At 60.4% G+C, this 598-nt stretch carries 2 protein-coding genes; both read left to right on the top strand.

Annotated elements, in window-relative coordinates; all coding sequences use genetic code 11:
• On the top strand, positions 1 to 243 hold a 243-nt coding region (locus AC1DHT_RS29255; RefSeq protein WP_442114861.1), incomplete at its 5' end, for a proton-translocating transhydrogenase family protein.
• The coding region (locus AC1DHT_RS29250; protein ID WP_442114860.1) for an NAD(P)(+) transhydrogenase (Re/Si-specific) subunit beta at positions 240 to 598 on the top strand (359 nt) is incomplete at its 3' end. The genes AC1DHT_RS29255 and AC1DHT_RS29250, both read left to right, overlap by 4 nt.

Here is a 598-nt window from a genome sequence, read left to right as displayed (position 1 = left end):
ATGGCGGTGACCAACGCCATTTCGGCGATCGTGATCGTCGGCGCCATGCTGGCGGCGGCGCTGACCGTGACACCGCTGGGCAAAACCATGGGCACCCTGGCTGTAGCGTTGGCGGCGGTCAACGTGTTCGGTGGTTTCCTGGTGACCCGTCGCATGCTGGAAATGTTCAAGAAGAAGGCAGCTCCTGTGAAAGCTCCGGCGACCAAGGCCGCAGCAGGCACTGTCGAGGTACAAAAAGCATGAGCATGAACCTGGTTACCTCCCTGTATTTGTTCGCCTCGATCTGCTTCATCCAGGCCCTGAAAGGCCTGTCGCACCCGACCACATCGCGGCGCGGCAATGTGTACGGAATGCTCGGCATGGCGCTGGCTATCGTCACTACCATCGGCCTGATCTATAAACTGGGCGCGCTCTCTCTTGAGCAAGGCGGTACCGCCGCCGGTATCGGCTACGTCATCGTCGGCCTGCTGATCGGCGGCACTGCTGGTTCGATCATGGCCAAACGCGTTGAAATGACCAAGATGCCAGAGCTGGTCGCGTTCATGCACAGCATGATCGGTATGGCAGCGGTGTTCATCGCCATCGCCGCCGTGGTCGA

The sequence above is a fragment of the Pseudomonas sp. 05N432 genome, assembly GCF_056396945.1.
The sequence above is the reverse complement of the archived record's forward strand: the minus strand, read 5'-3'. Positions and strand labels throughout refer to the sequence as shown.